This is a genomic window from Mycobacterium asiaticum (genome assembly GCF_001668675.1).
Classification (GTDB): Bacteria; Actinomycetota; Actinomycetes; order Mycobacteriales; family Mycobacteriaceae; genus Mycobacterium; species Mycobacterium asiaticum_D.
The window spans coordinates 1-5,423 of record NZ_LZKQ01000075.1 but is presented as its reverse complement, the minus strand read 5'-3'; the positions used below and the strand labels follow the sequence as shown (position 1 = coordinate 5,423).

Sequence of the window (5,423 nt, the reverse complement as noted above, 5' to 3'; positions counted from 1 at the left end):
CCGCCGCGCTGATGCAAGGGCTTCGCGATGCCCCGCCGGACCGGCTGGCCGGCCTCACCGTCACCGTCACCGACATCGCCGACGCGCTGATCTTCACCGGCGGTGACGACGACACATCGGTGCGGGTGGTGGTGCGGCCGTCGGGCACCGAGCCAAAGCTGAAGTGTTACTTGGAGATTCGCTGGGCACCCACCCCGGACCTGGAGCCGGCGCGGCAGCGCGCCCGCGCCCGGCGCGACGAACTCGTCGCGGCGATCAACCGCTGGTGACTCAGCGCGGCCCGAACTGACGGTCCCCGGCATCGCCGAGGCCCGGCACGATGTAGGCGATCTCGTTGAGCCCGTCGTCGACGGCCGCGGTGAACAATCGCGCGCTCGGGGCCACCTTCTCCACCGCCGCGATGCCTTCCGGCGCCGCCACCACGCACAGCATGGTGATGTCGGTGGCGCCGCGCTCCTGCAACAGCCCGACGGTATGGGTCATCGATCCGCCGGTGGCCAGCATCGGATCGAGGACCATGACCGGCAGGCCGTCGAGGTCGTCGGGCAGCGACGCGAGATAGGGCACCGGCCGGGCGGTCTGCTCGTCGCGCGCCACGCCGACGAAGCCGACGTGCGCCTCGGGCAGTACGGCATGCGCCTCGTAGACCATGCCCAACCCGGCCCGCAGCACGGGCACCAGCAGTGGCGGGTTGGCCAGCCGGGATCCCGTGGTCGGGGCGAGGGGCGTGCGGATTTCGACCGGTGCGCAGGGCGCGTCACGGGTGGCCTCGTAGACCAGCATCAGCGTCAGCTCCCGCAGCGCGGCCCGGAAGCCGGCGTTGTCGGTGCGTTCGTCGCGCAGCGCGGTCAGCCGGGCCGCCGCCAGCGGGTGGTCAATGACGCGCACCTGCACGCAGCGACCCTATATAACAATCGGGTTCAGGCCTGCTGACTCGGGCATTTTGGTCCGCCCCCGGCGTCCGGCCCGCTCATATACTCCCGGCATGCGGGGCCTCCGACAGCACTTGAGCTGGGTTTTTGTCGTCCTGTCGGCGCTGGGCGCGACAGTGGTGCCCGGCCACCGGGTGGCGCTGGCCGCCGCGACCCTGCCCAGCTACGCCCACGTGGTGATCGTGGTCGAGGAGAACCGGTCGCAGGCCAACATCATCGGCAACAAGCAGGCGCCGTTCATGAACGCGCTGGCCGCCGGCGGCGCGATGATGGCACAGTCGTTCGCCGAGACCCATCCCAGCGAGCCGAACTACCTGGCCCTGTTCGCCGGGAGCACCTTCGGTGTCACGAAGGACAGCTGCCCGGTGAACGCCGGCGCCGCGCCCAATTTGGCTTCGGAACTGCTGGCCTCGGGCCGCAGCTTCGCCGGGTTCTCCGAGGACCTGCCGGCGGTGGGTTCGACGGTGTGCAGCGCGGGCAAATACGGCCGCAAGCACGTGCCGTGGGTCAACTTCACCAATGTCCCCCCGACGGTGTCGGTGCCGTTCTCCATGTTCCCGGCGCCCGGCAACTACGCGAGCCTGCCGACGGTGTCGTTCGTGATCCCCAACAACGACAACAACATGCACGACGGATCCATCGCCCAGGGCGACGCCTGGCTGAACCGGCAGATGACGCCGTACGCCAACTGGGCGAAGGCCAACAACAGCCTGTTGATCGTGACCTGGGACGAGGACGACGGCGGCCCCCGCAACCAGATCCCGACGGTGTTCTACGGGGCCCACGTGGCGCCGGGCACCTACAACGACACGATCAACCACTACAACGTGCTTGCCACGCTCGAGGAGATGTACGGGCTCCCCAAAACCGGCTACGCGGCAAACGCTCCTGCCATCACGAGTATTTGGGGCGGATAAGCGCCAACGGGCCGGGTCGCTATTGTGTGCCGCATGGCTGCTGACCTCGTGCCGATCCGCCTGAGCCTGTCCGAAGGTGACCGCTACACACTGTGGGCGCCGCGCTGGCGTGACTCCGGGGACGAGTGGGAAGCGTTCCTGGGCAACGACGACGACCTGTACGTTTTCGAGAACGTCGCCGACCTGGTGGCGTTCGTGCGCGGCGGCAGCGAGAACGATCTGGTCGACCACCCGGCCTGGAAGGAAGTCACCGAAGCGCACGCGCACAAGCTGAACCCGGCCGAGGACAAGCAGTTCGATCTGGTTGCGGTCGAGGAGCTGGTGGCCGAGAAGCCGACCGAGGAATCGGTGAACGCGTTGGCCGCGACGCTGGCGATCGTGTCGTCCATCGGCTCGGTGTGCGAGCTGCCGCCGATATCGAAATTCTTCAACGGCAATCCCCTGCTGGGTACCGTTTCCGGCGGCATCGACCATTTCAGCGGCAAAGCGGGCCAGAAGCGCTGGAACGCGATCGCCGAGATCATCGCGCGCAGCTGGGACGACGTGCTCGAGGCCGTTGACGAGATCGCCACCATCCCCGAGGTCGACGAGAAGCTGGCCGCGAAGGCCGCCGAGGAACTCGAAGAGGAAATCGAGGAAGAGGAGGCCGCGGCCGAGGTCGAAGAGACCGACGAGGAGGCCGGTGAGTCTGAGGCGTCCGACGAGTCCGAAGAATCCGACGAGTCCGACGATGAAACCGCGGAGGACCGCGCCGCGGGTGACACCGTCGTGCTGGGCAGCGACGAGGACTTCTGGCTGCAGGTAGGCATCGACCCGATCAGGATCATGACCGGCTCGGGCACCTTCTACACGCTGCGTTGCTATCTCGACGACCGGCCGATCTTCCTGGGCCGCAACGGCCGGATCAGTGTGTTCACCTCGGAGCGGGCGCTGGCCCGCTACCTGGCCGACGAGCACGACCACGACCTGTCCGACCTGGCCACGTATGACGACATCCGGACCGCGGCCACCGACGGTTCACTCAATGTCGACATCACCGACGAGAACGTCTACGTGCTCAGCGGACTCGCCGATGATTTCGCCGACGGGCCCGAGGCCGTGGACCGCGAACAGCTCGAGCTTGCGGTCGAATTGCTGCGCGACATTGGCGACTACTCCGAGGAGTCCACCGTCGACAAGGCGCTCGACCCGGGCAAGCCGCTGGGCAAGCTGATCGCATACGTGCTGGAGCCCGACTCGGTCGACAAGCCCGCCGGGCCGTATGCGTCGGCGGTGCGGGCGTGGGAGAAGCTCGAAGCGTTCGTGGACGGACGGCTGCGCCGGGAGTAGCGCTGGGCCGGGGGGTTGCTGCGTCCCCTCGATACTGCAGTAGTCGAATACTTCAGACAGCTGCGGTGTGTGGCGTCACGCTTCTTGCGAGGAATCGAGCAGGAAGGCGCCGAGTGCCATGTCAGCAGTGGTTGCAGTACCCGAGTTGATTGCGCAGGCCGCTGCGAAGTTGACGAATATCGACGCCACACTCAAAGCGGGCCATGCAAGCGGCAGGCCCGACCCAGGCGCTGCTACCGGCGGCTGCCGACGAAGTATCCACGAGCATCACGCAACTTTTCACCCTCCACGCCGAGGAGTTTCAAGTCGTGGCCGCGCAAGCGTCGGCTTACCACGACCAATTCGTGGAGAAAATGAAATCGGCGGTTGGATCCTACGCCGGTGCCGAGGCGCTTAACGTCTCCTCGTTGTGGGAGATTCTGGTTCCGATTGCCATTCGGGGATTAGACGGTGGCGTTGTGTCGTACCTCAACTTATTGACGTGGGTTTCGATGCTGCCGCAACCATTTTCGCAAATTCTCAGCACCCTGATCACAATCCCGGTTCTTCTCTTCGTGCTGCTTCCGTTGGCTTTCTTGGCCGCGGTCGCTCTCGTTTTGGCTTTTGCGGTTCTAGCCGAACACGGAGTGTCCATATTCCCGCCCTATAGCGTCTGAACGAAGGCCCCCAAGCCTCCCTAAGTCTCGAGCAGAAGTCAGTCGCGCCACAGCTGAGTAGCGGTCCGCAGCGGCGCTTGCCGTCCTTGAGTCGGCAGTGATTCCATGGTCGCCATGTCCGCGGTAGTGGCCGTGCCGGAGCTGATCGCCGCCGCAGCCGACAAATTGGCGGCTATCGATTCGACGCTAAGCGGGGCCGTCCCGATTCAAGCCATTGCCCCCGCGGCCGCCGACGAGGTGTCCCAGGGCATCGCGCATCTGTTCTCACAACACGCGCAGGACTACCAAAAGGTCGCCGACCACGCTGCCGCGTACAGCCAGCAGTTCCTGCAGCACCTCAGCGCGGCGGCGCGGGCGTATGCCGGCGCCGACGCCGCCAACGCAGCGGTGTTGGGGACGGCGGCCGTCGGCCTCCCGTCTTTCGATTCCCTGGTGGATACCGTGACGACGCTGTTTTTCCAGGTTGCCGCGGCCGCGTACTACCTGTTGTTTCCCATTCTGCTGCCGGCCATTTTTCTCGCGCTGGCGCTTTGGCTGCCGCTGGCGTTCCTGGGGTCGATCTTTCCGGTCTAGGAAACCGTTCCTCCCGAGGCCTCGCTGGCATCACCGTGCCACGTCCGCGGCGCAGGCGGCCAGAATTGCGTCCCAGTCCTCGATGTTGAAATGGCCCTTGCCGGTAGCCCAGTGCAGGTCCACTCCGGGAATCGCGCGCTCGAGGTATTCGCCCATCGCCCGCGGAATGAAAGAGTCGCGATCGCCCTGCCAGATGTGCGTGGGCACCGCCACGTCGCCGACGTCGAAGTCCCATGGTCGGTAGTCGAGGAACGATTCGTACGCCGCCCCGCGACCCCCCTGCCGGAACGCCTCGAGTTGCATCGCGCGGAAGTGCATCGAGAAACGCTCGTCACGCATGTGCTCCCGGTCGACGTCGGGCAGGGAGGCCGTCACCAACCGGCAGAACAGGTCGGGCAGATACCGGGCGCACCAACCGAGCGGTGCGAAGGCGGCATCGAAGGTCCAATGGCCGCTGCGGGCCAGCCGCGTGTACAGGGCGTCGGCCTTGTTGAGGTCGCGCACGATCTCCGGAGTGGCCAGCGGACCCCACGGCCCGAGCGCGCCGACGAACCGCAGCCGGGCGGGTGGGATGAACGCCCCACAGGCAAACAGATGCGGTCCGGCGCCCGAGTGACCGACGACGCCGAACTCGCCCAGGCCGAGCCCGTCGGCCAGGGCGCACACGTCGGCCGGCCAATCCCGGAATCTGCGGCCCCGCTGAAACGTCGAGCGGCCGTAGCCCGGTCGATCGACCGCGATCAGCCGAAAACCCCGACGTTTGCCGGCGCCGTCGGCGAAGGCGCATTCCAGCCGTGAGCTCGGTGTGCCATGAAAGTAAAACGCGGGGTAGCCGCCGGGATCACCGCATTCCTGGTAGGCCAGCGCACGGCCGTCGGGCAGCCGGAACGCCGCCGAGTCGGTGCGGAGTCGCTCGGGCAGCATCAGCGTCCCGATTCCAGAAACGCCCGCCCGCGCGGCGACAGCCGGTAGCCGACGTCCAGGCTGATGGTCAATCCGAGCTCTTTGAGCCGACG

Annotated in this window: 6 protein-coding genes and 1 pseudogene; 5 read left to right on the top strand and 2 right to left on the bottom strand. The window is 66.7% G+C overall.

The window, feature by feature from the left end; translation table 11 throughout:
• A pseudogene (locus A9X01_RS07520) lies at positions 1-269 on the top strand (phospho-sugar mutase); the annotation flags it as partial.
• Position 270: 1 nt separating this feature from the next.
• On the opposite strand, the gene upp reads toward A9X01_RS07520, so the two are convergent.
• Complete coding sequence (upp, locus tag A9X01_RS07515) at positions 271-894, bottom strand: uracil phosphoribosyltransferase (RefSeq protein ID WP_065120149.1); 624 nt, start codon at positions 892-894, stop codon at positions 271-273.
• 91 nt (positions 895-985) lie between these two features.
• Here upp and A9X01_RS07510 point away from each other — a divergent pair, with 91 nt between their 5' ends.
• The 4 genes from A9X01_RS07510 (at position 986) to A9X01_RS07495 (ending at position 4,407) form a co-directional block, all read left to right on the top strand.
• The gene (locus A9X01_RS07510; protein WP_065120148.1) at positions 986-1,849 is read left to right on the top strand and encodes an alkaline phosphatase family protein; all 864 of its coding nucleotides are present in this window, start codon (positions 986-988) and stop codon (positions 1,847-1,849) included.
• A gap of 33 nt (positions 1,850-1,882) precedes the next feature.
• Positions 1,883-3,178, top strand: coding sequence for a protein export chaperone SatS (gene satS, locus A9X01_RS07505; RefSeq protein WP_065120147.1), 1,296 nt, complete (start codon positions 1,883-1,885; stop codon positions 3,176-3,178).
• 203 nt (positions 3,179-3,381) lie between these two features.
• Complete coding sequence (locus tag A9X01_RS07500; RefSeq protein ID WP_065120146.1) at positions 3,382-3,834, top strand: PE family protein; 453 nt, start codon at positions 3,382-3,384, stop codon at positions 3,832-3,834.
• Positions 3,835-3,948: 114 nt separating this feature from the next.
• Entirely contained in the window at positions 3,949-4,407 is a 459-nt protein-coding gene (locus A9X01_RS07495; RefSeq protein WP_172832461.1) for a PE family protein, read from the top strand.
• A gap of 30 nt (positions 4,408-4,437) precedes the next feature.
• Here the strand turns inward: A9X01_RS07495 and A9X01_RS07490 are convergent, their stop codons facing one another.
• Positions 4,438-5,331 carry an alpha/beta fold hydrolase gene (locus A9X01_RS07490; RefSeq protein WP_065120144.1) on the bottom strand — a complete coding sequence of 298 codons (894 nt, stop codon included), beginning with the start codon at positions 5,329-5,331 and terminating at the stop codon, positions 4,438-4,440.
• Between the last annotated feature and the right edge of the window lie 92 nt (positions 5,332-5,423).